General features: G+C 69.7%; 19 protein-coding genes. 10 read left to right on the top strand and 9 right to left on the bottom strand.

The window, feature by feature from the left end; genetic code table 11:
* The first annotated feature begins 214 nt into the window (after positions 1-214).
* Positions 215-2,695 (top strand): heavy metal translocating P-type ATPase, encoded by a 2,481-nt coding sequence (locus OXS49_RS10520; RefSeq protein ID WP_267424014.1) that lies wholly within the window; start codon positions 215-217, stop codon positions 2,693-2,695.
* Here the strand turns inward: OXS49_RS10520 and OXS49_RS10525 are convergent.
* Positions 2,670-4,547 (bottom strand): hypothetical protein, encoded by a 1,878-nt coding sequence (locus OXS49_RS10525; protein ID WP_267423976.1) that lies wholly within the window; start codon positions 4,545-4,547, stop codon positions 2,670-2,672. The genes OXS49_RS10520 and OXS49_RS10525 overlap by 26 nt on opposite strands.
* Positions 4,548-4,982: 435 nt before the next feature.
* On the bottom strand, positions 4,983-5,339 hold the full coding sequence (locus OXS49_RS10530; protein ID WP_244007384.1) for a helix-turn-helix domain-containing protein: 357 nt from the start codon (positions 5,337-5,339) through the stop codon (positions 4,983-4,985).
* Between the two features lie 104 nt (positions 5,340-5,443).
* Between OXS49_RS10530 and OXS49_RS10535 the strand changes: the two genes are divergently transcribed.
* Entirely contained in the window at positions 5,444-6,190 is a 747-nt protein-coding gene (locus tag OXS49_RS10535; protein ID WP_244007382.1) for a glucose 1-dehydrogenase, read from the top strand.
* A gap of 252 nt (positions 6,191-6,442) precedes the next feature.
* Here the strand turns inward: OXS49_RS10535 and OXS49_RS10540 are convergent, their stop codons facing one another.
* Positions 6,443-6,796, bottom strand: coding sequence for a DUF3761 domain-containing protein (locus OXS49_RS10540; protein ID WP_244007379.1), 354 nt, complete (start codon positions 6,794-6,796; stop codon positions 6,443-6,445).
* Positions 6,797-7,199: 403 nt separating this feature from the next.
* Here OXS49_RS10540 and OXS49_RS10545 point away from each other — a divergent pair, with 403 nt between their 5' ends.
* A complete protein-coding gene (locus tag OXS49_RS10545; protein ID WP_244007377.1) occupies positions 7,200-8,372 on the top strand; it encodes a M20 aminoacylase family protein in 1,173 nt (390 codons plus the stop codon).
* Positions 8,330-9,697: a chromate efflux transporter gene (chrA, locus tag OXS49_RS10550; protein ID WP_267423981.1), complete on the top strand. Its 1,368-nt coding sequence runs from the start codon at positions 8,330-8,332 to the stop codon at positions 9,695-9,697. Before OXS49_RS10545 ends, chrA begins: the two co-directional genes overlap by 43 nt.
* Before the next feature lie 8 nt (positions 9,698-9,705).
* Here chrA and OXS49_RS10555 read toward each other — a convergent pair whose 3' ends face one another.
* Positions 9,706-11,106 carry a leucyl aminopeptidase family protein gene (locus tag OXS49_RS10555; protein WP_267423983.1) on the bottom strand — a complete coding sequence of 467 codons (1,401 nt, stop codon included), beginning with the start codon at positions 11,104-11,106 and terminating at the stop codon, positions 9,706-9,708.
* Between the two features lie 118 nt (positions 11,107-11,224).
* Between OXS49_RS10555 and OXS49_RS10560 the strand changes: the two genes are divergently transcribed.
* The 3 genes from OXS49_RS10560 (at position 11,225) to OXS49_RS10570 (ending at position 16,063) form a co-directional block, all read left to right on the top strand.
* Positions 11,225-12,025: a CDC27 family protein gene (locus OXS49_RS10560; protein WP_267423985.1), complete on the top strand. Its 801-nt coding sequence runs from the start codon at positions 11,225-11,227 to the stop codon at positions 12,023-12,025.
* A gap of 489 nt (positions 12,026-12,514) precedes the next feature.
* On the top strand, positions 12,515-15,214 hold the full coding sequence (acnA, locus tag OXS49_RS10565) for an aconitate hydratase AcnA (RefSeq protein WP_244007371.1): 2,700 nt from the start codon (positions 12,515-12,517) through the stop codon (positions 15,212-15,214).
* Positions 15,215-15,376: 162 nt separating this feature from the next.
* Positions 15,377-16,063, top strand: a complete 687-nt coding sequence (locus tag OXS49_RS10570; RefSeq protein ID WP_244007369.1) for a metal ABC transporter permease — start codon at positions 15,377-15,379, stop codon at positions 16,061-16,063.
* A 90-nt stretch (positions 16,064-16,153) separates the two neighbouring features.
* On the opposite strand, the gene OXS49_RS10575 is transcribed toward OXS49_RS10570, so the two are convergent.
* Both OXS49_RS10575 and OXS49_RS10580 read right to left on the bottom strand, forming a co-directional pair.
* Entirely contained in the window at positions 16,154-16,816 is a 663-nt protein-coding gene (locus tag OXS49_RS10575; RefSeq protein ID WP_267423989.1) for a 3-oxoacid CoA-transferase subunit B, read from the bottom strand.
* A 118-nt stretch (positions 16,817-16,934) separates the two neighbouring features.
* Positions 16,935-17,675, bottom strand: a complete 741-nt coding sequence (locus OXS49_RS10580; protein ID WP_267423990.1) for a CoA transferase subunit A — start codon at positions 17,673-17,675, stop codon at positions 16,935-16,937.
* Between the two features lie 331 nt (positions 17,676-18,006).
* Between OXS49_RS10580 and OXS49_RS10585 the strand changes: the two genes are divergently transcribed.
* Both OXS49_RS10585 and OXS49_RS10590 read left to right on the top strand, forming a co-directional pair.
* On the top strand, positions 18,007-19,857 hold the full coding sequence (locus tag OXS49_RS10585; protein WP_267423991.1) for an AsmA-like C-terminal region-containing protein: 1,851 nt from the start codon (positions 18,007-18,009) through the stop codon (positions 19,855-19,857).
* Between the two features lie 223 nt (positions 19,858-20,080).
* Positions 20,081-20,860, top strand: coding sequence for a DUF1499 domain-containing protein (locus OXS49_RS10590; protein WP_267423992.1), 780 nt, complete (start codon positions 20,081-20,083; stop codon positions 20,858-20,860).
* Between the two features lie 21 nt (positions 20,861-20,881).
* On the opposite strand, the gene OXS49_RS10595 is transcribed toward OXS49_RS10590, so the two are convergent.
* Together OXS49_RS10595 and OXS49_RS10600 are read right to left on the bottom strand one after the other, a co-directional pair.
* Positions 20,882-21,802, bottom strand: coding sequence for an MBL fold metallo-hydrolase (locus OXS49_RS10595; protein WP_267423993.1), 921 nt, complete (start codon positions 21,800-21,802; stop codon positions 20,882-20,884).
* 152 nt (positions 21,803-21,954) lie between these two features.
* The gene (locus tag OXS49_RS10600; protein ID WP_244007356.1) at positions 21,955-22,125 is read right to left on the bottom strand and encodes a hypothetical protein; all 171 of its coding nucleotides are present in this window, start codon (positions 22,123-22,125) and stop codon (positions 21,955-21,957) included.
* A gap of 207 nt (positions 22,126-22,332) precedes the next feature.
* Between OXS49_RS10600 and OXS49_RS10605 the strand changes: the two genes are divergently transcribed.
* Positions 22,333-22,509: a DUF1328 domain-containing protein gene (locus tag OXS49_RS10605; RefSeq protein ID WP_003599466.1), complete on the top strand. Its 177-nt coding sequence runs from the start codon at positions 22,333-22,335 to the stop codon at positions 22,507-22,509.
* 134 nt (positions 22,510-22,643) lie between these two features.
* On the opposite strand, the gene OXS49_RS10610 is transcribed toward OXS49_RS10605, so the two are convergent.
* The gene (locus OXS49_RS10610; RefSeq protein ID WP_244007353.1) at positions 22,644-22,979 is read right to left on the bottom strand and encodes a NepR family anti-sigma factor; all 336 of its coding nucleotides are present in this window, start codon (positions 22,977-22,979) and stop codon (positions 22,644-22,646) included.
* Between the last annotated feature and the right edge of the window lie 25 nt (positions 22,980-23,004).

Consider the following 23,004-nt stretch of genomic DNA (forward strand, 5'->3'; position numbering starts at 1 on the left):
TCAAACCTGTGTAGCCCGTAGCTCGCACAGGGGAAGGGAGGTGCCCGGCCGCCCGTCTGGCCTATCCAACACCGATATGTGGATCCGCGAGCCCGCAGGGGCGTAACGACGTGGAACCTGATCGGGGATCCGGCGCATCGACATGCCGCCCATGCGGCTCAACTTCTGGCGAGCCCCTGGTCGACTCACCCGGGGGATCCCCATCTTGGACCTCATGAACACCGCGATCCGACCCGGTGGCCTGTCGGCCCCCATCGCTTTGAACATTCCGGTCGAGGGGATGTCCTGCGCGTCCTGCGTTGGGCGGGTCGAGCGGGCGCTCGCTGCGCTTCCGGGGGCCCGGGACGTGGCGGTCAACCTCGCGACCAATCGGGCCAGTTTCGTCCTCGGCGGAGACGCCGGCCCGGCCGAGGCCGCGGCGGCGCTGGCGGATGCGGGTTATCCGGTGCCCGAGGTGCAGAGTCTGCTGGTCATCGACGGGATGTCGTGTGCGAGCTGCGTCGGCCGGGTCGAGCGGGCCCTTGCCGCGGTGCCGGGCGTGACCGAGGCCAGCGTCAACCTCGCCGCCGGGCGCGCCGCGATCCGGCATCCCGAGGGGCTGGTGGCGATCCCCGAGCTCGTGGCCGCGGTGGCGGAGGCGGGCTACGACGCTCACCCCCTCGACGCCGCGACATCCGCCGATCCGGCAGCCCGCCGCGCCGAGGAGGCCCGGGTGCTGCGTCGCGACCTGATCGCGACGGCGCTCCTCTCCGCGCCCGTGGTGGTCCTCGACATGGGCGGCCACGTCCTGCCCGGCCTGCACGGCGGATCCGTGACGGCCCTGGTCCAGGCGGTGCTGGCGACCCTGGTCCTCGCCGGGCCGGGCCGCCGCTTCTTCCTGCGCGGGGTGCCGGGCCTGCTGCGCGGGCATCCCGACATGAACGCCCTGGTCGCCCTGGGGGCGGGAGCCGCCTACCTCTACTCCCTGGTCTCGACCTTGGCGCCGGGCCTCCTGCCCGCGGGGGCGGCGCATCTCTATTTCGAGGCGAGCGTGCTGATCGTCACGCTCATCCTGCTCGGCCGCACCCTGGAGGCGCGGGCCAAGGGCCGGACCGGGCAGGCCATCGCCCGGTTGATCGACCTTGCGCCGAAGACCGCCCGGGTGATCCGGGACGATGCCGAGATCGAGGTGCCGCTCGCCGCGCTCCGCCTCGGCGACGTGGTGCGGGTGCGCCCCGGCGAGCGCGTCGCCGCCGACGGCGTCGTGGTCGCCGGCACGAGCGATGTCGACGAGAGCATGGTGACCGGGGAGCCGGCCCCGGTGCGCAAGGCGCCGGGCGACCGGACGGTCGGCGGCACCCTCAACGGCCGCGGCAGCCTCGACCTGACGGTCGACGCGGTGGGCGGCGCCACGGTGCTCGCTCAGATCACCGCCCTGGTGGAACGGGCCCAGGGCGGCAAACTGCCGATCCAGGCGCTGGTCGATCGTGTGACCGGGCGCTTCGTGCCGGTGGTGATCGCGATCGCGGTGGCGACCTTCCTCGGCTGGCTGCTGCTGGGGCCCGCACCCGCTTTGGGAACGGCGCTGGTCAACGCCGTGGCGGTTCTGATCATCGCCTGCCCCTGCGCGATGGGCCTCGCCACCCCGACCGCCATCATGGTCGGCACTGGGCGGGCTGCCGCCCGGGGCGTGCTGTTCCGCGACGGAGCGGCCCTCCAGCGCCTGCGCGACGTGCGCATCGTGGCCCTCGACAAGACCGGCACGCTGACCGAGGGCCGCCCGCGGCTGACCGATCTCGTCGCCCGGCCCGGCCTTTCGGAGACCGAAGCCCTCGCGCTTGCTGCCGGCCTGGAGACGCGCTCCGAGCATCCGCTGGCCGGCGCCGTCGTGGCGGCGGCGCGGGCGCGTGATCTCGAAGTCGCCGCGCCCGACGATTTCGAAGCGGTCGACGGATTCGGCGTGTTCGGTCGGGTCGGGGGCCGGAACGTCGCGCTCGGTGCGCCGCGCTTCCTCGACCGCCTCGGCATTGTCCCGGACCCGGACCTCACGGCCCGCGCCGGGCAACTCGCGATGGAAGGCCGGAGCCCGATCCATCTCGCCCTCGACGGCCGCCACGCCGCCGTTCTGGCGGTGGCCGACCCTGTCAAGGCCGGGGCCCGGGAGGCGGTGGCGCATCTGAAGGCGCGGGGCCTCGCGGTCGCGATGGTGACGGGCGACGATCCGGGTGCCGCGGCCGGCGTCGCGCGGAGCCTGGGCATCGATATCGTGGTGGCCGGGGTTCTGCCGGGCGGGAAGGTCGAGGCGGTCCAGCGGTTCCGGGCGGAACACGGGCCCGTCGCCTTCGTGGGCGACGGGATCAACGATGCGCCGGCCCTGGCCGAGGCCGATGTCGGGCTCGCCATCGGAACCGGAACCGACATCGCGGTCGACAGCGCAGACGTGGTGCTGATGTCGGGATCCCTCGACGCCTTGGTGGAGGCGCTGGCGCTGTCCCGGGCGGTCATGGCCAACATCCGCCAGAACCTGTTCTGGGCCTTTGCCTACAACGCCGCGCTGATCCCGATCGCGGCGGGTGTGCTGCCGCCCTTCGGCGGGCCGGCCCTGTCGCCGGTCCTGGCCGCGGGCGCGATGGCGTTCTCCAGCGTGTTCGTCCTCGGCAACGCCCTGCGCCTGCGCCGGGCCGGCGGTTCTACGACCCGTTCGAGCGTGGCCTGAGCGTGTCGGATCCGTCGCGCCGGATGCGCCAGATCCGGAGCGCCGAGCCGTCCGGCAGGGCGGCGAGGGGCGTGAGCCAGTCCGGGGACGGTACGGTGCCGAGGGCGAGATCCGTAACGAAGGGTTCGGGCCTGCCGGCGTCGGCCCGGTCGAGGGCGGCCGTGCAGAGCAGCAGATAATCGGCACCGCGCGCCAGGGTGACCCGCCGCAGCGTCGCCTCGGACCCCTCCGCGGCCTCGATCGCGGCCCGCATCCCCACGAGGTTGCGGTGGTACGGGGCGGCGACGACCGCATGGTGCGTCATCAGCAGGAGGGGCGGCCCGAGATCGATGCTGCCCAGCACGATCCCCGGCGGCAGCCGATCGAGGGCCGCGTAGGCGGCGGGCGCCGTGCAGGCCCGCCAGTTGGAAACGGGCACGCTCTGCGACCCGATGGTGGCCGGAGCCAGCAGGCGCGCCGGCGGAGCGGTGACGAGAACCCAGGCCTTGCTCAGCATCGCCATGGCCAGCACGACCAGCGCCAGCCGGTGCAGTCCCGATCCGGGCATCCGCAGCGCCGTGATGGCACGGTCGAGCGCGATCGCGCCGAGCAGCGGCACGAAGGCCCCGGCGACGTACATGCCCCGCGCCTGCCCCAGCGCGATCAGCGCGCCCGGGACGATGAGGGCCGCCACAACGATGAAGAAGCGGCGGCGGTCCGGCGCCCGCTCGCGCAGGGCCATCGCGACGGCGTAGAGGGCCGCCACCAGGATCGGCATGATGTTGGACAGCGCGACATCCGGCTCGCTGCGCAGGAAGTGCGGAAAGCTGCGCATCTCGTCCACTTGGTCGAGCCAGGACGTGCGCACGAGGTCGTCCATGCCGGTGAACGGGCCGGACAGGCAGGACGGCGCGATCCGAAGGAAGCCGGCCGCCATCCCGGCACCGACGAGGCCCGTGACGAGGCAGCGCCCGGTCCGTCCGACCGCCCGCTGCCCGGCCACAAGGGCCGCTCCGCCGACCGTGGCGGCGCCGGCGGCCAGCAGGAGCCAGGGCGGGGACAGAGCGTCGCAGACCGGCACGCCCCAGAGATCCGGTGCCGTCTGCAGGCCGAACAGCGGCAGGCTCGCCCCGAACAGGCCGAACCCATAGCCTGCGAGCAGGCCGGCGGCGCGTTCGCCGTCGCGCACCCAATCGGCGAGGACGAGGAGTCCAGCCGCCGCGATCACCGGCAGGGTCTCCAACCCGATCGCCAGCGACAGGCCGGCGACGGCCCCGGCCAGCAGCCCGCGCTGCAGCCGCCGGGCCGGATCCGCCAGCGCCAGGGCGATCGCCAGCACGGCGCAGAGTTGTGCGTTGTGATGGTCGATCCGCCCGAACTGGAACACGTTCATGAACACGGCGGTCTGCGGCGCGACGAACAGGACCAGCAGGGCCGTGCGCCAACCGAACAGGCGGCGCATCCCGAACCCCGCCAACACGCTGTAGAGGACGAACAGCAGGACCGGCCACAGGGCTGCGGTGGCACCCTCCGCGGCGGCGCGCCCGAGGATCGGCGTAAAGGCCAGAATCAAAGTCGCGATCGGCAGATCGATCAGGCGGGACCAGTGCGAGGGGATGCCCGCTGGCGGCAGCATCCGGTGCTGTACGGCGTCGAACCAGCCCTGGCCGGCCAGCAGGTCACGTACGCCGACGAGGCGCATCATGTCGTCGGTATCGGGCAGGCGCAGGTGATCGAAGATCGGCGCGAGGTTGCGCGGATCGTAGAGGCCGAACAGGGCGACCAGGACCAGCACGACCAGCAGCGCCGGGCTTTCGAAGGGCGAGCGGTCGACTTGCGCGCGGCGCGGCGGCGTTCCGGCAAGACTCGTCATTCAGGGATCCCGCGCTCGGCGGCATGGTCGCACTCCGCGCTTACCGGGGTATGAACCGGGGGTCGGCTTCCGTTGTCGAGATCAGGCCGGGCGACCCCGCCTTTCTCCCTCCTCCACAAAGGCTACGATGTTCACGCATCTCCAGTCGGCACAGATGCTGGCCGCAGAGCGCGACCTGCCCCCTGTCCCGCACGGAAGAGGGGACCCGCGTTCGACCCTAACCTTCGGGTCAAAACTCAATCCGCTTGAACATGTGAGGGCAGCTTTCGACCCTTGCGGGTCGCCGTCGATGCATTGGAGCATTCTCGGAAGCGGACCTAGTGCTCTGACGCATTCACTTCGTTCATGCGAGCGAGCGCTAGTTCTTTGGTTTTGCATCAATTTTTCCGGACTCGGCTGACGCCTCCGTCTGGATAGATGCACTAGGTCGCGTATTTATGGTGTCTCCGCAGCATGCGAGTGGGAGCCCTCATCGGAAGCGTAGGCATTGATGATCCCTGCCAGCAGACCGGGAAAGCGTGCCTCCACCTCCATCCAGCGGGAATGGTTGCGCACCTCGACGCCGTGACGTTCGCTGCGGATCAAACCAGCCTCGCGCAGAACCTTGAAGTGGTTGGACAACGAGGATTTTGGGATGACCCGGTCTCCAACTGCCGAGACTGCCGAGCAGGCCTCGACACAGCCCGCCTGCATGATTTTGGCGAAGATGGCCGCCCGGCTCGGATCTGCCAGCGCGTGCAGGATCGCCTCTGGACGCACGTCCTCGATGGCGGGGTGAAACAGGGGTCTCATATTTCGTCCATATGGGGCCTTGAACGACGCTCCGTTAGTTCCGAAGTTCCGAACTATGGGTCAAAGGCTGCCATTCGGGAGCCTCCATGTCGGAGATAGCACACATGTCCAAGCTTGAGGGCAAAGTCGCCGTCGTGACCGGAGCATCCAAAGGCATCGGTGCGGGGATCGCCAAGGCGTTGGCACAGGAAGGCGCCGCCGTGGTGGTGAACTACGCGTCCAGCCGGGCCGGGGCCGACGCCGTCGTAGCGGCGATTACCTCGGTCGGCGGCAGGGCCATCGCTGTCCAGGGCGACGTGTCTCAAGCCTCCGAGGCGCAGAGTGTGATCGAGGCGGCGGTGCGCGAGTTCGGAAGGCTCGACGTGCTGGTCAACAACTCCGGCATCTACGAGTTTGCGGCGATTGCGGAGGTCACCGAGGAACACTATCGGCGCCAGTTCGACGTCAATGTGCTCGGCGTCCTCCTGGCGACCCAGGCGGCAGCGAAGCATCTCGGCGAAGGTGGGAGCATCGTGAACATCTCCTCGGCGATCACGCACGTGCATACGCCTGCGGCGGCGGTCTACGCGGGCACGAAGGGCGCGGTGAACGCGATCTCGGGCGTCCTCGCCAATGAGTTGGCCCCGCGCAAGATACGCGTGAACGTGGTCAGCCCCGGCTACGTGGTGACCGAAGGCACGCACACGGCCGGCATCTCCGGCTCGGAGATGGAGGCCGGGATGGTCGCGCAGACACCGCTCGGCCGCGCTGGCCACCCGGATGACATCGCGGGCGTCGTGACGTTCCTCGCGTCCGATGACGCGCGCTGGCTTACTGGCGAGAACATCACCGCCAGCGGCGGTATCCGCTGATACATCACGACCATACCTGCGCGCGGCCCGGACAGACTGCGCGCAGGACGAGTGTTATCGAACTACGTCAACTATTAAATAGATTTTGCTTTGCTGTCTTTCGCACCGGAAGCAGACCCTCGGCTTTCCACCCTCAGCGGTCCTTTCACACGATCACGCTGATTGGGTTTTCACCCGAATCGGTGTTGCCGGACCCGATATGTGAATCCGCAAGTCCACTAAGGGGAGGGTGACGCACCGAGATGTCTCGATTCAAGCGCGCGGATTCGCTCCGCCGCCGGGCAGCGGCTCCATGAGGCCCCCGCTCTCCCAGCGCTCGACGCCCTTGTGACCCGAGCAGGTCCCGCTGCGGGAGTGGCTGAAGCTCCACGTGCCGTCGCGGCATCTGGCCGAAGCGCCGTCAGGCTTGCCGCCGTCGAGCGACTTCGCCGGGCCATGGACCTCGCAATCGTCCCGCCGGCTGCGATAGTGCTGGTGGCTTTCCAGTTTCCCCTCGTCCGGCTGGAAGCAGGCGCGGGCCAGCGCGGCATTGGGCGCGAAGGGTGAGATCCACGCCGGCGCCGTCAGAGCCGCGAGGGGGAGGGCGATCCCGAGACTGACGCGCATCGCGGCGCCTCAATCCCGGAAGAAGCGGCCGGCGCCGTCATGCCGACCGCGCCGGTTGGTCCGCCATTCCCAACGCGGATGGCAGTGCCGCGGGCGGCTATGGCAGCCTCGGGCCTTGCGTATCCCGGGCGTCGCCGAAGCCGGCGCGGCCGACAGCAGCGGTGGCGCCACCGGAGCGACCAGGAACAGCAGCACGGGCCAGCGCATGGATGCATCCTCAAGTTGAGGATCGCGACCCTATCGCACCATGATCATAAGGCGAAGCTTGGCAAGTGCGTAACGCAGTGATTGAAACCCGGGCGTGGCTGCAGACCTGGGTCCTCAAGCGGAGCCGTTGACGCCGGCTCTGGCCCCGGCTTTGCTGGTCGTCCTGCGACCCGCAGGCTCCGAGAGTTCCGAACCGATGCCCGTCCTCGAACGGATCCGCGATTTCGCCGACGAAATGCAGGCGTGGCGGCACGACCTGCACGCCCATCCCGAGCTGCTCTACGACGTGGAGCGCACGGCCGGGTTCGTGGCCGACCAACTGCGATCGTTCGGCTGCGACGAGGTCGTAGCAGGCATCGGCCGGACCGGAATCGTAGGAGTGATCCGCGGCAAAGGCCGCTCTTCCAACCGCGCCATCGGCCTGCGCGCCGACATGGACGCGCTGCCGATCCAGGAGGTGCGCGATCTGCCCTACCGCTCAACCGTGGCGGGCACGATGCACGCCTGCGGCCATGACGGGCACACCGCCATGCTGCTCGGGGCCGCCAAATACCTCGCCGAGACCCGCGATTTCGACGGCGCCGCCGTGCTGATCTTCCAGCCCGCCGAGGAGGGCGGCGGCGGCGGCGAGGCGATGGTCGAGGACGGGATGATGGAGCGGTTCGGCGTCGAATCGGTCTACGGGATGCACAATATCCCCGGCATGGAGGTCGGCACCTTCGCGATCCGGCCGGGGCCGATCATGGCCTCCACGGACCGGTTCACCCTCACCATCGAGGGGCGGGGCGGCCACGCGGCCCTGCCGCACAACGCCGTCGACAGCGTGCTGGTGGCAAGCCACGTCATCATCGCTCTGCAGAGCATCGTGGCGCGCAGCCTCGATCCCCTGCAATCGGCCGTGGTGTCGGTCTGCGCGCTCGATGCCGGCGAGGCGTTCAACGTGCTGCCGCAGACCGTGACCATGCGGGGCACGATCCGCACGCTCTCCCAGGCGGTTCGTTCCCAGATCAAGGCGCGGATCGAGACCCTGGTGGCGGAGATCGCGGCCGGATTCGGCGCCACGGGGGTGACCGAGTTCGGATCGAGCTACCCCGTCACCGAGAACCACCCCGCCGAGACCGAGTTCATGGCCGACGTCGCGGAGGCGCTCGTGGGCGGGGAGAACGTCGACCGGGCGGTGGCGCCGATGATGACCGCGGAGGATTTCTCCTACATGCTCGGCCGCCGCCCCGGCGCCTACATGTTCATCGGCAACGGCGACAGTGCCTCGCTCCACCACCCGCATTACGACTTCAACGATGCGGCCGCGCCCTACGGAGCGTCCCTGTGGGCGCGCCTGATCGAGACGGGGCTGCCGCTGACGGCCTGAACGCGCCGTCGCTGGCCGAGACGGTCCCGGTCTGGGCCCGGGTGGCGGCGTTGTCCTTTGGCGGTCCGGCCGGTCAGATCGCCGTGATGCACCGGATCCTCGTGGAAGAGCGGCGCTGGGTCTCGGAGCGGCGCTTCCTGCACGGGCTCGGCTTCTGCACGCTCCTGCCCGGCCCGGAGGCCCAGCAGCTCGCGACCTATATCGGCTGGCTGATGCACGGCCCGGCGGGCGGGCTCGTCGCCGGCGGCCTCTTCGTGCTGCCGGGGCTCCTCGCCCTGATGGGGCTGAGCTGGCTCTACGTGCTGTACGGCCATGTCGACGTGGTCGCCGGCCTGTTCTTCGGACTGAAGGCGGCGGTGCTGGCGATCGTGCTGCACGCCCTGTGGCGCCTCGGCGGCCGCGCCTTGCGCAATCGGACCGATCGGCTCGTCGCGCTCGCCGCCTTCGCGGCTTTGTTCGTGCTGGCCGTGCCGTTCCCGCTGGTGGTGATCGCGGCGGGACTGCTGGGGCTCGCGCGCCGCGGGCCCGACGCGACCGCCGAGGAGGCGGGGGCGGACGAGGCCGGCTTCCTCATCGGCGCCGCGATGCTGCCGCGGGAGCGGGATGGCGCTGCGGTCTCCCTGCGCATGGGTGCGCTCTGGCTCGCGCTCTGGCTCGTGCCGGTGGCGGCGCTCTGGCTCGTGCCCGGCGTGCCGCCGGTCTTTGGGCAGGTGGCGCTGTTCTTCTCCAAGATGGCGCTGGTGACCTTCGGGGGCGCCTACGCGGCGCTCGCCTACGTGGCGCAGCAGGCGGTGGAACATTACGGCTGGCTGAGGCCCGGCGAGATGCTCGACGGGCTCGGCCTCGCCGAGACGACGCCGGGCCCTCTGATCATGGTGCTGCAGTTCGTGGGCTTCCTGGCGGGGTTCCGGGCGCCGGGGGCGCTGCCGCCGCTGCTCGCCGGGACGCTCGCCGGGTTGCTGACCACCTGGGTGACCTTCGTGCCCTGCTTCCTGTGGATCTTCGCCGGCGCGCCGCTGATCGGGCGCCTGCGCGAAAGCCGGCGCCTCGCGGGGGCGCTCTCGGCGATCACCGCCGCGGTGGCGGGGGTGATCCTGAACCTCGCGGTCTGGTTCGGGCTGCGGACGCTGTTCCGGCAGGTCGAAACGGTGCCGCTCGGGCCGCTGCGCCTGGACGTGCCGGTGCCGGCGAGCCTCGATCCGGCGGCGCTGCTGCTGACGCTGGCGGCGATCCTCGCCGTGTTCCGCTTGCACGCCGGGACGCTGCCCACCCTCGCGCTCTGTGCCGGGGCGGGGGTGGGGCTGCGGCTGGTTGGCTTGGCCTGACCGCCCGTTCAGCGCCCGTAGCGCGCCTTCAGCAACGCGTAGGTGAGCCGCGCGGTCTGGACCTCGCCGCCCTCCGGCCGGCCGGGCTTGGCGGAGGGGTTCCAGCCGTAGAGGTCGAAATGGCCGTGCGCCTTCGTGTTGGGGGCGAAGCGGCGCAGAAACAGGGCGGCGGTGATCGCCCCCGCGAACGGGCCGCCCGAGACGTTGTTGAGATCGGCCACCTTGGAATCGAGCAGGCTCGCATAGGGCGCGTGCAGCGGCATCCGCCAGATCGGGTCGGCGGCGCTCCGGCCAGCCTCCGCGACCGACGCCGCCAGGGCCTCGTCCTCGGTGAAGAAGGCCGGCAGGTCTGGTCCGAGCGCCACCCGCGCCGCGCCGGTCAGCGTCGAGTAATCGAGGAGCAGATCGGGTGATTCCGCCTCGGCCAGCGCCAGCGCGTCGGCGAGGATCAGCCGGCCCTCGGCGTCGGTGTTGCCGATCTCCACGCTGAGCCCGGCCCGGCTCGGCAGCACGTCGCCGGGGCGGAAGGCGTTGCCCGCGACGGCGTTCTCCACCGCGGGGATCAGCACCCGCAGGCGGACCTTGAGCCCTGAGCCCATCACCATGTCGGCGGCAGCCAACGCCGCGGCGGCGCCGCCCATATCCTTCTTCATCAGCAGCATCGCGGACGACGGCTTGATGTCGAGCCCGCCCGTATCGAAGGCGACACCCTTGCCCACGAGGGTCACGCGCGGCGCGTCCTCCGGTCCCCAGGTCAGGTCGATGAGACGCGGCGCCCGCGGCGAGGCGGCGCCGACCGCGTGGATCAGGGGATAGTCTCGGGCAAGCGCGTCGCCGTCCGTGACCGCGATCGAGGCACCGTGGCACCCGGCGAGCGACCGGGCGGCGGCCTCGATCTCGGCGGGCCCCATGTCGTTGGCGGGCGTGTTGATCAGGTCGCGGCCGAACGCCACCGCGGCGGCGATCCGCTCCACCTCGGCGGCGTCGATGCCCGCCGGCGCCACGAGCCGCGCCTTCGGGCCGTTCCCAGCGCGGTAGCGGCCGAAGCGGTAGCTGCCCATCAGCCACGCCAGAGCAGCCTCGGCAGGGTCCGGGGCGTTCTCCAGGCGGAAGCTGCCCTCCGGCAACAGTCCCGGCAGCTTGCCGACGATCAGCCGGTCATAGGCCGCCGCCTCCGGATCGCCGAGGCCGAACAGGACCCTGGCGATCCCGCCATCCGGGCCGGGCAGCAGGGCGAGGCTCCCCGCCTTCGGCTGGAAGCCGAGGGCCTCCGCGAAGCGACGCTGGGTCGGGTCCAGGTCTGCCTGCGCTGCGCTCCACGATCCGGTGGTGACGAGCGTCACCGGCACGGAGGGCGCATCGCCGCGCAGGAGGGTGGGGATCGTTGACGGGGACGCGGCCTGGGTCATGGGCCTCTTGCAGGTTGGAGGGCTTAACCGGTGATTAGGGTTAACGCTCTATCACCGGCCGGCCGGAGGGGTGAAGCACAGGCCCGCGCCCTCGGTCTGCCCGGAGGCGACGCGTACCATGATGACCGCCCTGATCCGGATCGCCCGCCCCGAGATTCCGGCCGGACGCCGCGCCACCCTGGCGGTGGCCCTGTTGGCACTGGGGCTGGCCGGCTGCAACACCTCGGGACCCGAGACCACCGGCTCGATCGGCGACCGCCCGGCTGCATCCCAACAGAACGTCGAAGCCCTGGCCGAGCGCTTCAACGCCAATCCCGACGATGGCCGCGCGGCGGTCGCGTATGCGCGGGCTCTGCGCGCCAACGACCAGATCAGCCAAGCCTCGGCGGTGCTGCAGCAGGCAGCCCTGCGCAACCCGCGCGACACGTTCCTGCTCGGTGCCTACGGCAAGTCGCTGGTCGAGCTCGGCCGCTACCGCGAGGCGATCGATGTGCTCGCCAATGCCCATTCCCCGGCCGCGCCCGATTGGCGCATCCTGTCGGCCCAGGGCTCGGCTTCGGCCCAGCTCGGCGATCAGGTGCGCGCGCAGGGCTTCTACGAGGCCGCGCTCAAGATCCGGCCGAACGAGCCCTCGCTGCTGTCGAACCTGGGCCTGTCCTACGCGCTCTCGCGGAACCTCGACCAGGCCGAGCAGACCCTGCGGCTCGCCGCCGACCAGCCCGGCGCCGATGCCCGGGTGCGGGCGAATCTCGCCCTGGTGCTGGGGCTGAAGGGCCGCACCGCCGATGCCGAGGCGATCCTGCGCCGGGACATGAGCCCCGCGGAAGCCGCCGCCAACGTCGCCTCCCTGCGCAAGGCCGCCGCCGAGCCGAATCGGCTGAAGGCGCTGTCGAAGGGCGGCATGCCGGGGGAGGGGTGACGGCGCCGGCCGTACCGCGCTTACATTTCCGAGACAGAACTCTCTGAAAAAGAACGCCTTTTCCCTCCCCCTTGCGGGGAGGGCCCAGGGGTGGGGGTGGTGCAGGATCGAGCGTGATGGTGCCTCCTGCGCCACCCCCACCTCCAACTCCTCCCCGCAAGGGGGAGGAGAACGCGTCGGCGCTCCTTGAGTGAACGTCGATAGCCTCCACGGTGGAGCGAGAGTTCGCGCCCTTGCAACGGCGCGCGCCCGACAGGAAAACGCACCTGTCATCGCAACCCGGTAGCGGCCAGATTCGAAAAGTTCTATATCCCTGCTTGGCTGCGCCGCGCGGCATCACGGGCGTCCAAATCGCCCCCGCGCATCGTCTCCTACCCGGGCACTCCCGGGGCGGCGCGCGCCCGTTGGGCGCTCACAGGCCGAACACAACTTCGTAGCGCAGGTCTTGCCTGTGCGTGTTCGACAACCGCAGCGAGGATAGAACCAGCCGTGCCATCACTCGACAGCTTCAAGGCCCGCCAGACGCTCGAAGCCGGCGGCAAGACCTACACGTATTATTCGATCCCCGAGGCCGAGAAGAACGGCCTCGCATCCGCCGCCGCGCTGCCCTTCTCCATGAAGGTGATCCTGGAGAACCTGCTGCGCTACGAGGACGACCGCTCGGTCAAGAAAGCCGATATCGCGGCCGCCGTCGGCTGGCTCGAGCAGAAGGGCAAGGCCGAGGTCGAGATCGCGTTCCGCCCCGCCCGCGTGCTGATGCAGGACTTCACCGGCGTCCCCGCGGTGGTCGATCTGGCCGCCATGCGCGACGCCATGGTGGCGCTCGGCGGCGACCCGCAGAAGATCAACCCGCTGGTGCCGGTCGACCTCGTGATCGACCACTCGGTGATCGTGGACGAGTTCGGCACCCCGAAAGCGTTGGCCGACAACGTCGCGCTGGAATACCAGCGCAACGGCGAGCGCTACACCTTCCTGAAGTGGGGCCAATCGGCCTTCGACAACTTCTCCGTCGTGCCCCCGGGCACCGGCATCTGCCACCAGGTGAATCTGGAATACCTGTCGCAGACCGTCTGGACCAAGTCCGAGGACGGATCCGACGTGGCCTACCCGGATTCGCTGGTCGGCACCGATTCGCACACCACCATGGTCAACGGCATGGCGGTGCTGGGCTGGGGTGTCGGCGGCATCGAGGCCGAGGCGGCGATGCTCGGCCAGCCGCTGTCGATGCTGATCCCCGAGGTCGTGGGCTTCAAGCTGTCGGGCAAGCTGCCCGAGGGCACCACCGCCACCGATCTCGTGCTCACCGTCACCCAGATGCTGCGCAAGAAGGGCGTGGTCGGCAAGTTCGTGGAGTTCTACGGCCCCGGCCTCGACGACATGGCGGTCGCCGACCGGGCCACGATCTCCAACATGGCGCCTGAGTACGGCGCGACCTGCGGCTTCTTCCCGGTCGATCAGAAGACCATCGACTTCCTGAAGGTCACCGGCCGTTCTGACGACCGGATCGCCCTGGTCGAGGCCTACGCGAAGGCGCAGGGCATGTGGCGCGACGCCCAGACCCCTGATCCGGTCTTCACCGACACGCTGGAGCTCGACATGGGCGAGGTCCGGCCCTCGCTCGCCGGGCCGAAGCGTCCGCAGGACCGGGTGCTGCTGGACGGCGCCAAGCCGGGCTTCGCGGCCTCGATGGAGACCGAGTTCAAGAAGGCCGCCGATCTCGCGCGCCGTTATGCCGTCGAGGGCACCAACTTCGACATCGGGCACGGTGACGTGGTGATCGCCGCGATCACGAGCTGCACCAACACGTCGAACCCCTCGGTGATGATCGGCGCAGGCCTGCTGGCCCGCAATGCCGTCGCCAAGGGCCTGCGCTCGAAGCCGTGGGTGAAGACCTCCCTCGCGCCCGGCTCACAGGTGGTCGGCGAATATCTCGAAAAGTCCGGCCTGCAGGAGCCCCTGGACGCGCTGGGCTTCAACCTTGTCGGCTTCGGCTGCACCACCTGCATCGGCAATTCCGGCCCGCTGCCGGAGGCGATCTCCAAGGCGATCAACGACAACGACGTCGTCGCCGCGGCGGTGCTCTCGGGCAACCGCAACTTCGAGGGCCGCGTGAACCCCGACGTGCGGGCGAACTACCTCGCCTCGCCGCCGCTGGTGGTGGCCTACGCGCTGGCCGGCTCGATGCAGATCGACATCACCACCGAGCCGCTGGGCCACGATGCCGATGGCAAGCCGGTCTACCTGAAGGACATCTGGCCGTCCTCGGCCGAGGTGCAGCAGTTCATCGAGGAGAACATCACCTCGGCGCTGTTCAAGTCGCGCTACGCCGACGTGTTCAGCGGCGATCAGAACTGGAAGGATGTCGAAGTCACGGAGGCCGAGACCTTCGCGTGGAACCCGGGCTCGACCTACGTGCAGAACCCACCCTACTTCGTCGGTATGGAGAAGACCCCGAAGCCGGTGGAGGACATCGCGGACGCCCGGATTCTCGGCCTGTTCCTCGACTCGATCACCACCGACCACATCTCGCCCGCGGGCAACATCCGCGCGGCCTCGCCGGCCGGTGCGTATCTGCAGTCGCATCAGGTGCGCGTGCAGGACTTCAACCAGTACGGCACGCGGCGCGGCAACCACGAGGTGATGATGCGGGGCACCTTCGCCAATATCCGCATCAAGAACCAGATGGTGCGGGACGAGACGGGCAACGTGGTCGAGGGCGGGTGGACGCTCTTCCAGCCCTCGGGCGAGAAGATGTTCATCTACGATGCGGCGCAGAAATACGCCGAGCAAGGCACGCCGCTCGTTATCTTCGCCGGCAAGGAATACGGCACCGGCTCGTCGCGCGATTGGGCGGCGAAGGGCACGAAGCTTCTCGGCGTCCGCGCCGTGGTGGCCGAAAGCTTCGAGCGCATCCACCGCTCGAACCTCGTCGGCATGGGCGTGGTGCCGCTGGTGTTCCAGGGCGAGACCTCCTGGGACTCGCTCGGCCTCAAGGGTGACGAGACTGTCAGCATCAAGGGCCTGTCCGGTGAGCTGAAGCCGCGCCAGACGCTGATCGCGGAGGTCAAGTCCGCCGACGGCTCGGTCAAGGAGGTGCCGCTCACCTGCCGGATCGATACGCTCGACGAGCTGGAATACTTCCGCAACGGCGGCATCCTGCCCTACGTGCTGCGTACCCTGGCGGCCTGATCCGTCGGCGGCCCCAGGGCCGCCCCGTCACGCGATACGAGGCGGCGCCGGACTGGCGCCGCCTTTTTTGTTACTCAAGCCGAAGCATTTCACTTGCGCGCAACCTTGTTTGGCGCGCGCAACGCACCATAACCCGGGTCCTGAATCCGGAATGGGACTTCGATGAAGCACCTCAGCAAGACCCTCGTTACCGCCGGCCTGACAGCCCTGCTGTCGAGCGCTGCCTTCGCCGCGCAGGTCGAGCGCGTCCGCGGCACCATCGACAAGACCGATGGCAACACAGTCACGATCAAGACCGACGACGGCAAGTCCGAGACCGTCGATGTCTCCGGCGCCAAGTTCGCCTGGGTGGTCCCGTCGAGCCTCGATCAGATCAAGGACGGTGTCTTCATCGGCACCGCCACCAAGGGCGAGAACCCGATGACCGCCCTGGAGGTGGTGCTGTTCCCCGAGGCGATGCGTGGGACCGGCGAGGGCCATTACGGCTGGGATTCGATCACCGACCAGACCGCGGGTGCCGGCGCCAAGGTGAAGAGCGCGATGACCAACGGCACCGTCAAGGCCGAGTCGTCGAACGCCCCGAAGGTCAAGAGTGCGATGACCAACGGCACCGTGAAGGCCGACAAGGCGGCCACCGGCGGCGAGCGCACCCTGACGGTGAGCTACGGCAAGGACGGCTCCAAGGAGATCGTCGTGCCGGCCTCGGCACCGATCGTTGCCTTCCAGCCGGCCGACAAGGCGATCCTGACGCCGGGTTCCAAGGTCTTCGCCGTCGTGGCGAAGGACGGCAGCAAGGCCGAGGGCAAGCTGGTGGCGGTCGGCAAGGATGGCCTGACCCCGCCCATGTAAAACGAAACGGCCCGCGCGACGGGACGCGTCGGGCGGGCCGCTGACATGCCGAAGACTGCTCGGCGGCAACGCGCGCCGAGCATTGGCGGATCAGCCTTTCAGGGCTACCGAAAAATCCGCTTCGGTCTTGCTGCGGATCTCGTCCTCGGTGACGCCGTCGGCGAGCTCGACGAGTGTCATCCCGCCGTCGCCCTTCTTGTCGATCTCGAACACGCCGAGATCGGTGATCACGAGATCGACCACCTGGGTCCCGGTCAGCGGCAGGTCGCAGGCCTCGAGCAGCTTGGCGCTCTCCGTGCCGTCCTTGTTCTTGGCGACGTGCTCCATCACCACGACGACGCGCTTGACGCCCGCCACGAGGTCCATGGCGCCGCCCATCCCCTTCACCATCTTGCCGGGGATCATCCAGTTGGCGAGGTCGCCATTGCCGGCCACCTGCATGGCGCCGAGGATCGACAGGTTGATGTGCCCGCCGCGGATCATCCCGAAGGACTCGGCCGAGGAGAAGTAGCTGGTGGTCGGCAGGGCGGTGATGGTCTGCTTGCCGGCATTGATCAGGTCCGGGTCTTCCTCGCCCTCGTAGGGGAAGGGACCCATGCCGAGCATCCCGTTTTCGGATTGCAGCTGCACCGACATCCCGTTGGGGATGTAGTTCGACACCAGCGTCGGAATGCCGATGCCGAGGTTCACGTAGAAGCCGTCCTGCAGTTCCTTGGCGGCGCGCGCCGCCATCTGCTCACGGGTCCAGGCCATGATGGTCTCCTGATAGCGTGGTGCGCTCACGCGCGGCCGGATCTGGCTTTCCCCTCCCCGCAAGCTTGAGCGATCCCGGGCAAGCCCGGGATCGCCGGGGGAGGAGAGAAGCGTGTGACTAGTGGGTGCCGCCGCCGGCCGCCGCGGCCGGGGTGCTGTCGCCGCGCTTGCGCGTCGTGCGCTGCTCGATGCGCTTGTCGCGCACGCCCACGTCGATGATGCGCTTCACGAAGATGCCCGGCGTGTGGATCGTATCCGGCTCGATTTCGCCCGGCTTCACGAGGTGCTCCACCTGCGCCACCGTCATCTTGGCGGCGGTGGCCATCATCGGGTTGAAGTTGCGGGCGGTCATCCGGTAGCGGAGGTTGCCCTCGGTGTCGCCCGTATGGGCGTGGACCAGGGCGAGGTCGGCGAACAGGCCGCGCTCCATCACGTAGGGCTCGCCGTCGAACTCCCGCACCTCCTTGCCCTCGGCGACCTTGGTGCCGACGCCGGTCTTGGTGAAGAAGGCCGGAATGCCGGCGCCGCCCGCACGGATGCGTTCGGCCAGCGTGCCCTGCGGGTTGAACTCGATCTCCAGCTCCCCGCCGAGGTACTGGCGGGCGAACTCCTTGTTCTCGCCGACATAGGACGAGATCATCTTGGCGACCTGCCGCGTGTCGAGGAGCTTGCCGAGGCCGACCCCGTCGATGCCGGCATTGTTCGAGACGACCGTGAGACCCTTGACGCCCGAGAGGCGGACCGCCTCGATCAGCTCATCCGGGATGCCGCACAGGCCGAAGCCGCCGCACATCACCATCATGTCGTCACGCAGGAGGCCCGCCAAGGCAGCGGCGGCATCCGTGTAGACCTTCTTCATCGAAACGTCCTTTCCACGCCGGCCGCGACCGGCCGCACCTGGGCTACATCCGCGAAGCGCGCGTTTCCTCAGCGCCTGCTGTTCCCGATTCCGGGAGCGAAATCCAGTGCTGCACCGCGTGAGCCCGTACGCTCCCGGGCGATCCGTAACGCCGGTTGCGTGCGAGCTGGCGCCGGTGCCGGCGCGAGGCCCCCACGCAAGGCCAGCAGACAAATCCCGTCGCGGACGCTAAACAATCGTCTCGACATGCAGTCCCTGCTGGGCCGTGGCGGCTCGGCGAGCTGGCGTGGCACCCGGCTTCGGCCGCATCCGCGGTCCCGTTCAGAGTCAGATGTCGCTGCGTCGCCCGATCGTCCTCCTCGTTCCCGTGACTCTCGTCGCCGTCGGGCTCGGCCTGCACGACTGGCCGATCGATAGCGATCGCGCGCAGGCCTTCGCGGGGCGCGCGTTCGAGAATTACGGTCTGACCCTGAGCGTTGCGGGTCCGGCCCATCTGACGCCGCTGCCCCTGCCCAAGCTCAGCTTCGAACGTGTGCGCATCACCAGTGACGGGGGCGGTCCGCCCCTGGTGGACGAGGGGCGCCTGGGCATCGATCTCGATCCCATCGGCCTCCTGACCGGTCGCGCGGCGGCCGGCGGCCTGCATCTCGCGGGGGGAATCCTGTCCGGGCGAGAAGCGGCGTGGAGCGGTGTCCTCGCGCGCCTCGCCGAGCGGGCCCGATCCGGCGCGACGCCCCATCCCACCCGGCTCACCGTGACCGGCGGACGCACCGGGGATGACACGGCCCGGGACATCGACCTCGACCTGTCGTGGCCGTCCTGGAGCGCGTCCGCCGAAGGTAGCGCGCGTCTGACGTGGCGGGACGTGCCGACACAGTTCACAGTCGCGCATGTCCGCCCGAACGACGTCGTTCTCGGCCGGCGCAGCCCGATCACCGGCGCGGTCACGTGGCCGAACGGTAGCCTCGCGATCGACGGTACGGTGGAGCTGTCCGTGTCGGGGTCCGGATGGCCCAGTCTGGCCGGGCAAATGCGCGGCGAGACCCGATCCCTGCCGGAAAGCCTGGCCTGGGTCGGCCTGAAGGTCCCCCTGTCGCCGCTCGCCGGAGTGTTCTCGCTCGCCGGCCTGTTCGAGTCGACGGACCGATCCGTATCCTGGACCCGCCTGCAGCTCGGGCTCGGTCGGAGCATGCTGGAGGGCGCGGGCGCCGTCGCGCTGGGGCCCGGCCCCGCTCCGCGCCTCTCGGTGCAGGCGACGCTCGCCGCCGAGACGCTCGACCTGGGCCCCCTGGCGGATGACGCCGCGCAGCTTCTTGGATCCGGCCCCGTGCCACTGGCCTTGGCTCCGATGACCGGGGGCGATCTCGATCTGCGCCTTTCGGCCGCCGCAGGCCAAGCCGGATCTGTCGCGGTTCAGGATCTCGCGGCCAGCGTTCTGGTGCGGGATGGCGCGCTCGAAATCGCAGTGAACCGGGCGCGGATCCAGGATGGCTTGGTCAAGGGCCGCGTGACGCTCGCGCGTGGCGCCGACCCGGCCGAGACCGAAATGCGGCTGCAGGGTAGCCTCGACCGGATCGATCTCGGCGGTCTGCTGGGCGGGATCGGCGGCGCGCGTTGGCTGGTTGGCCCAGCTCAGGGTCAATTCAACCTCGAGGCCAGCGGCCGCGACACGGTGGCGTTGCTCGCGCATCTCGGAGGCCGGGCCGCCGTCACTGTCGCGAGCGGGGCGATCACCGGCCTCGATCTCGCTGATGTCGTCCACCGCAACGGCACTGTGGCCCCCGGGGCGCTCGCGCGGCGCAACGGCCGGACGGCCATCGAGCGCGCCGCCGTCACGGTCCGGTTCACGGACGGGGTCGGCGAGATCGTCGAGGCCGGGCTGCTCGGGCCGAACATCGGCGCGAACGTGCGCGGGCACGTTTCGCTGCCGGGGCGGCGGCTCGATCTCCAGGGCGATCTCGCCCTGCGCAGTCCAGCCGATCCGTCCCGCGGCCTGCTGTTCGCGGTGTCGGGGCCGTGGACTGCCCCGGCCGTCCGGACCGCTGCCCATGTCGAGGGCCCGGATGCGGCCGCCCAGGCGGGGGAGGGAGCGTCGCCGGCAGCCTTCGGACCGCCTGACCTGCAGGGCCTGGCCGCCGGTGCGCAGGACCTGCCGGTGAATGCCCGCGCGTACGCACCGTGAGTTTGCTTCCGGAGCACGCTACGGCATAGCGTGACAGAGGCATCGGGTGGCCCCATGCAGCAAGCTCCATCTGAGAGGGCAGGTCCGACGGCCGTTCCGGGGTTTCCTGGTTCTCCGCCGTGTTCCGCGATCACGTCGGTGAAGGGCGCTTTCGATCGCGTCGCGATGGCGTCGCGCACGGCCAAGCTCTAGGATCGGGCCGCGAACCCCAACCATGAGTGCCATGCGTCGTCTGCTCATCGAGGAACCCGTCACCCGCGCCGGGCCGCTGGCCCAGCGCCTTGCCGTGTTCTCCATCGTGGCCACCGGGATCGCCCTGATCCTGATTCGGGACCCGCGCGCCGACACGGACGCTGCGCTCGTCGCTTTGTTGGCCGGGCTCGCGGTCGCGCTGGCCGCGATCGTCGCGGCGGTGTTCGCGTTCGTGCGGGTCTGGCGCGAGGGTGCGCGCGGCTTCGGCGCCGCCCTGGCAGGGCTGATTTTGGCGCTCGTGGTGCTGGGCTATCCCGCCTATCGCGGGCTTCGTGGCCTGCGGCTGCCGGCCCTGTCGGACGTCACCACCGATATCGACAATCCGCCCGCCTTCTCGCGCTCGCGCGCGGCATTCGCGGCTCGCAGCGGCCGGTATCCGCCAGATCCGAGCCCATCCCTGCGCGAGCGGCAGCGGGACGCCTATCCGCAGATCGCCCCGCTGACCCTCGATATCGGCGCCGACGCTGCATTCGAACTGGCCCGTCAGGCCGCGCTGAAGCGCCATTGGCAGATCGTCGAGGCGATCCGGCCGGGCGGTCGCACCGGCAACGGTCGGATCGAGGCCGTGGCGCGCGGCCTCGTGCTCAACCTGCCCGACGATGTGACCGTCCGCATCCGCCCCCGCGCTGACGGAGCGCGGATCGACGTACGCTCGGCGTCCCGGCTCGGCGGGCGCGACTTCGGCGGCAATGCCGACCGGATCCGCACCTATCTCGACGACGTCGCCAACCTCGCCCTCGCGATGAAATGATCCAGTCCGGTCCGGCGCGGCTCAAGCCGGCGTAAAGGTGCCGTCGAGCTGCGGCGCCCCGTCGGTCGCCACCAGCCCGCGCCCGACCAGATCCTCGAGATGGGCAAAGACCGACAGAGCCGCCGCGCCGCGCAGGCGCGGATCGAGGTTCCGGTAAATCGCCGCGACGATCTGCGCGATGCCGGTGTCGCCGTCCGAGAGTCGCGCCCGGATCGCGGCCTCGCGCTGGCGACGATGACAGGCCAGCCCGCGGAGGAAGCGGGCCGGCTCGCGGACCGGGCCGCCATGGCCGGGCCAGTAGACCGTCTCGTCGCGTCCGCGCAGCTTCTCCAGCGACGCCATATAGGCCCGCATTGCGCCGTCCGGCGGTGCCACGATGGTCGTGGACCAGGCCATGACGTGATCGCCCGAGAACAAGGCCTGCGCCTCCGGCAACGCGAAGGCGAGGTGGTTCATGGTGTGGCCTGGGGTCTCGACAGCCGCCAGGGTCCAGCCCGGGCCCGAGACGAGGTCCCCCTCCACCATGACCCGGTCCGGGGCGTGGGCGCGGTCGGCGCTGGCGTCGAGCCGCGGGACCTCGCTCTCCGACACGGCCCGGGCCGCGCGATGCGGGCCGCATCCGACGATCGGCGCGCTGGTGCGCGCCGCGAGAAGCCGCGCGCCCGGCGAGTGATCCCGATGGGTGTGGGTGACGACGATCGCGGTGATCCGTTCGCCGGTCAGGTCCGCGAGCAGCGCGTCGATATGCGCCGGATCGTCGGGGCCGGGATCGAGGACCGCGACCTCACCCACCCCGATCACGTAGGTGCAGGTGCCGCTCGCCGTGAATGGACCGCCATTCGGAGCGATCCGTCGCCGGATCAACTGCGTGACGGTCTCCAGCCGCCCGGGGACGGGCATTGCAGGGTCGAGGGTCAGTCTGCTCTCGTCCGCAACCGCCATCGCTGCCCCGCACGTTGGTTCGGGGTTTTTTGAACGTCACCCAAGGGCGTTGCAACACCGCCGAGCCACGATCCTCGGCGATGTCTCAGTAGAGTCGTTCGGGTCACGTCCCCCGGTCGGCCGTTTAGTCCGGCGAAGTCAGGATCGTCCGGTCAGCCGAACTGGCCGGATCGGCGGTTGCGCACCCGCACCGGCACGAGGACAGGTGCAGGGGCCGGAACGAGCCCGATCACCGCGGCGCGTACGGCATCGCCTGCAGCCGCTACACCGGCTCGCATCGCGGCCACCTTCACTCGAACGGCGTTCTTCGCAGCTTGCAGCATTACGGATCCCGAATCGAACCGGTGGACCTACTCTTCGAACGCTACCCAGCCTGCACCGTTCCGTTGCTGATTGTCGCGCCCGGGCAAAACGCCCGTGCCGTCCACATCGGACTTTGTCGAAACGGCGGAACCAGAGCAAAACCTTGGCGTTTTTGTGTTCAGAACGACGCGGCCCGCCCGCGTTGATACTTTCGAGGGATACGAACGATGCTCGGTTGGGCCGTAACTTTTCTCGTGGTTGCCCTCGTCGCCGCGCTGCTCGGCTTCGGCGGCATCGCCGGCACGGCAATGGAAGCCGCCAAGCTGGTGTTCTTCGTGGCGATTGTCCTGTTCGCGATCTCGGCTGTGATCGGCCTGATGCGCGGGCGCTCGCCGACACTCTGACGACGTGTCGATAATCGCCAGCCCTGACCTGGGGCTGGCGCTAAAAAGCAACAAGGCCGTCGCCCCAAGTGACGGCTTTTTTAATGGACCTGCTTCTGAGCGCATGCGCGGACGGCTAGCCTCCAACCTTGGTACTATGGCTTGCCGTGCTCGCCGCTGTCGAGCTTCGCTATGAGTTCGGCAAACCGGTCAGGCACCGGCTGTTGGGTCATCGTATCGTACATCGCGCGCAACTGCGTCGCGAGGCGATTGCGGGTCTGTTCGCTGAGGCCGCCGCGGGGTTGAGCCTGGGACGCGCCTGCAGTCTGTCCCGTCGAGCGGTCCTGGCCGGGTGCATCGTGCGTCGAAGCAGTGCTTCCGTGCACTTCAGGCACACGAAGACCTGCCTCCTTCCCCTCATCGGCCATCCACACGCCCCTTGTTGCCGAACTTGGCCCGGCCACATTGTGCTGCGGCTCGACATACGCCATGGCTGCGCCGGCAACGCCTGCCCGA

The organism is Methylobacterium sp. GC_Met_2 (assembly GCF_026540795.1).
Taxonomy (GTDB): Bacteria; Pseudomonadota; Alphaproteobacteria; order Rhizobiales; family Beijerinckiaceae; genus Methylobacterium.

What these genes read in the sequence shown, in the direction of transcription:
- OXS49_RS10520 (WP_267424014.1), top strand. Translation starts at nt 215, where the DNA reads ATGAACACCGCGATCCGACCCGGTGGCCTGTCGGCCCCCATCGCTTTG.
- OXS49_RS10525 (WP_267423976.1), bottom strand. Translation starts at nt 4,547, where the DNA reads ATGACGAGTCTTGCCGGAACGCCGCCGCGCCGCGCGCAAGTCGACCGC.
- OXS49_RS10530 (WP_244007384.1), bottom strand. Translation starts at nt 5,339, where the DNA reads ATGAGACCCCTGTTTCACCCCGCCATCGAGGACGTGCGTCCAGAGGCG.
- OXS49_RS10535 (WP_244007382.1), top strand. Translation starts at nt 5,444, where the DNA reads ATGTCCAAGCTTGAGGGCAAAGTCGCCGTCGTGACCGGAGCATCCAAA.
- OXS49_RS10540 (WP_244007379.1), bottom strand. Translation starts at nt 6,796, where the DNA reads ATGCGCGTCAGTCTCGGGATCGCCCTCCCCCTCGCGGCTCTGACGGCG.
- OXS49_RS10545 (WP_244007377.1), top strand. Translation starts at nt 7,200, where the DNA reads ATGCCCGTCCTCGAACGGATCCGCGATTTCGCCGACGAAATGCAGGCG.
- OXS49_RS10555 (WP_267423983.1), bottom strand. Translation starts at nt 11,106, where the DNA reads ATGACCCAGGCCGCGTCCCCGTCAACGATCCCCACCCTCCTGCGCGGC.
- OXS49_RS10560 (WP_267423985.1), top strand. Translation starts at nt 11,225, where the DNA reads ATGATGACCGCCCTGATCCGGATCGCCCGCCCCGAGATTCCGGCCGGA.
- OXS49_RS10570 (WP_244007369.1), top strand. Translation starts at nt 15,377, where the DNA reads ATGAAGCACCTCAGCAAGACCCTCGTTACCGCCGGCCTGACAGCCCTG.
- OXS49_RS10575 (WP_267423989.1), bottom strand. Translation starts at nt 16,816, where the DNA reads ATGGCCTGGACCCGTGAGCAGATGGCGGCGCGCGCCGCCAAGGAACTG.
- OXS49_RS10580 (WP_267423990.1), bottom strand. Translation starts at nt 17,675, where the DNA reads ATGAAGAAGGTCTACACGGATGCCGCCGCTGCCTTGGCGGGCCTCCTG.
- OXS49_RS10585 (WP_267423991.1), top strand. Translation starts at nt 18,007, where the DNA reads ATGTCGCTGCGTCGCCCGATCGTCCTCCTCGTTCCCGTGACTCTCGTC.
- OXS49_RS10590 (WP_267423992.1), top strand. Translation starts at nt 20,081, where the DNA reads ATGCGTCGTCTGCTCATCGAGGAACCCGTCACCCGCGCCGGGCCGCTG.
- OXS49_RS10595 (WP_267423993.1), bottom strand. Translation starts at nt 21,802, where the DNA reads ATGGCGGTTGCGGACGAGAGCAGACTGACCCTCGACCCTGCAATGCCC.
- OXS49_RS10600 (WP_244007356.1), bottom strand. Translation starts at nt 22,125, where the DNA reads ATGCTGCAAGCTGCGAAGAACGCCGTTCGAGTGAAGGTGGCCGCGATG.
- OXS49_RS10605 (WP_003599466.1), top strand. Translation starts at nt 22,333, where the DNA reads ATGCTCGGTTGGGCCGTAACTTTTCTCGTGGTTGCCCTCGTCGCCGCG.
- OXS49_RS10610 (WP_244007353.1), bottom strand. Translation starts at nt 22,979, where the DNA reads ATGGCGTATGTCGAGCCGCAGCACAATGTGGCCGGGCCAAGTTCGGCA.